The sequence below is a fragment of the Bacillus sp. MRMR6 genome (assembly GCF_001940785.1).
In the GTDB taxonomy this organism is placed as follows: Bacteria; Bacillota; Bacilli; order Bacillales; family Cytobacillaceae; genus Neobacillus.
In genome coordinates this window covers 1-1941 of record NZ_MSLS01000073.1, presented here as the reverse complement: position 1 = coordinate 1941, position 1941 = coordinate 1, and the positions used below count along the sequence as shown (strand labels likewise).

Annotated in this window: 9 tRNA genes and 2 rRNA genes; all 11 read right to left on the bottom strand. The window is 49.3% G+C overall.

The features are described 5' to 3' along the window. Positions 1 to 486 (bottom strand): 16S ribosomal RNA (locus BTR25_RS26580); the annotation flags it as partial. Positions 487 to 653: 167 nt separating this feature from the next. Continuing rightward, positions 654 to 729: transfer RNA gene (locus BTR25_RS26575), tRNA-Ala, on the bottom strand. A 13-nt stretch (positions 730 to 742) separates the two neighbouring features. Further along, positions 743 to 819: transfer RNA gene (locus BTR25_RS26570), tRNA-Pro, on the bottom strand. A 6-nt stretch (positions 820 to 825) separates the two neighbouring features. Then, a tRNA-Arg gene (locus BTR25_RS26565) sits at positions 826 to 902 on the bottom strand. 18 nt (positions 903 to 920) lie between these two features. Next, positions 921 to 1009, bottom strand: a tRNA-Leu gene (locus tag BTR25_RS26560). 7 nt (positions 1010 to 1016) lie between these two features. Continuing rightward, a tRNA-Gly gene (locus tag BTR25_RS26555) sits at positions 1017 to 1091 on the bottom strand. Positions 1092 to 1125: 34 nt separating this feature from the next. Beyond that, positions 1126 to 1210, bottom strand: a tRNA-Leu gene (locus tag BTR25_RS26550). Between the two features lie 14 nt (positions 1211 to 1224). Then, positions 1225 to 1300: transfer RNA gene (locus tag BTR25_RS26545), tRNA-Lys, on the bottom strand. A gap of 170 nt (positions 1301 to 1470) precedes the next feature. Then, a tRNA-Thr gene (locus tag BTR25_RS26540) sits at positions 1471 to 1546 on the bottom strand. Between the two features lie 11 nt (positions 1547 to 1557). Beyond that, positions 1558 to 1633, bottom strand: a tRNA-Val gene (locus BTR25_RS26535). 10 nt (positions 1634 to 1643) lie between these two features. Beyond that, positions 1644 to 1760: ribosomal RNA gene (gene rrf / locus BTR25_RS26530) — 5S ribosomal RNA — on the bottom strand. Positions 1761 to 1941 lie beyond the last annotated feature (181 nt).

Sequence of the window (1941 nt, the reverse complement as noted above, 5' to 3'; positions counted from 1 at the left end):
AGGTACCGGCAGTTACTCCGATACTTGTTCTTCCCTAACAACAGAACTTTACGACCCGAAGGCCTTCATCGTTCACGCGGCGTTGCTCCGTCAGACTTTCGTCCATTGCGGAAGATTCCCTACTGCTGCCTCCCGTAGGAGTCTGGGCCGTGTCTCAGTCCCAGTGTGGCCGATCACCCTCTCAGGTCGGCTACGCATCGTCGCCTTGGTGAGCCGTTACCTCACCAACTAGCTAATGCGCCGCGGGCCCATCTGTAAGTGTCAGCGAGAAGCCGACTTTCAGCTTTYCCTCATGAGAGGAAAAGGATTATCCGGTATTAGCATCGGTTTCCCGATGTTATCCCAGTCTTACAGGCAGGTTGCCCACGTGTTACTCACCCGTCCGCCGCTAACCAAGAGGTGCAAGCACCTCAAGATTCGCTCGACTTGCATGTATTAGGCACGCCGCCAGCGTTCGTCCTGAGCCAGGATCAAACTCTCCATGAAAGTTGATATAGCTCATTTGTTACGTTGGCTTCGCTTCAATTTTGAAGCAAAAATATTGTTTATTGACTTTTTTGTTTGTTTAGTTTTCAAAGAACAATTGTGTCAGTTGCGACTTTTACTATGTTAACAAATATAACTACTGTTGTCAACATATTATTAAACATTTTTGGTGGAGCCTAGCGGGATCGAACCGCTGACCTCCTGCGTGCAAAGCAGGCGCTCTCCCAGCTGAGCTAAGGCCCCTTAAAATATTAGATGGTCGGGAAGACAGGATTCGAACCTGCGACCCCTTGGTCCCAAACCAAGTGCTCTACCAAGCTGAGCTACTTCCCGAGAAAATGGCGCGCCCGAAAGGAGTCGAACCCATAACCTTCTGATCCGTAGTCAGACGCTCTATCCAATTGAGCTACGGGCGCGCTGTATTAATATTTAATTGGTGCCGAGGACCGGAATCGAACCGGTACGGTAGTCACCTACCGCAGGATTTTAAGTCCTGTGCGTCTGCCAGTTCCGCCACCCCGGCACTTTTATGGAGCGGAAGACGGGATTCGAACCCGCGACCCCCACCTTGGCAAGGTGGTGTTCTACCACTGAACTACTTCCGCATATAGAGTGATTTTTTGCTATTAAAAAAATCTTTGGTGCGGGTGAAGGGAGTCGAACCCCCACGCCTTGCGGCGCCAGATCCTAAGTCTGGTGCGTCTGCCAATTCCGCCACACCCGCATATAAATAGTAAATGGTGAGCCATGAAGGATTCGAACCTTCGACCCTCTGATTAAAAGTCAGATGCTCTACCAACTGAGCTAATGGCTCGTACAAGAATTGTTCCCTAAAATTTGTGTCAGACGTCCACACCTCAGAAAGCTTATGCAAGTAGCAACTCGGCGTGTACGCTGTAGTAGCTCGCTGAAGATTATTCGAACGTGCTCTACCAACTGAGCTAATGACTCATACTAAATAACATTGTGAAATTTCAAATAAAATGGTGCCGGCGAGAGGACTTGAACCCCCAACCTACTGATTACAAGTCAGTTGCTCTACCAATTGAGCTACCCCGGCACTAAATTATATGGTGGAGGATGACGGGCTCGAACCGCCGACCCTCTGCTTGTAAGGCAGATGCTCTCCCAGCTGAGCTAATCCTCCATTTGAAACAGCCTGGCAACGTCCTACTCTCACAGGGGCGCCTGCCCCAACTACCATCGGCGCTGAGAAGCTTAACTTCCGTGTTCGGTATGGGAACGGGTGTGGCCTTCTCGCCTTAATTACCAGACTATTTTAGTTTGAGGTTTCATTCCCTCAAAACTAGATAATGTAGAAGAAGTTTTGTAAAACCAAGTTCACCTTACTCATATTGCTATGTTTTGTCCAGCTTCGGCTCCTAACTCTTCTTTCGTTTCGGTCCGTCTCTACAAATCCAAAGTGAAGGATTTGTAGTGCCGGCCCTCCAACGC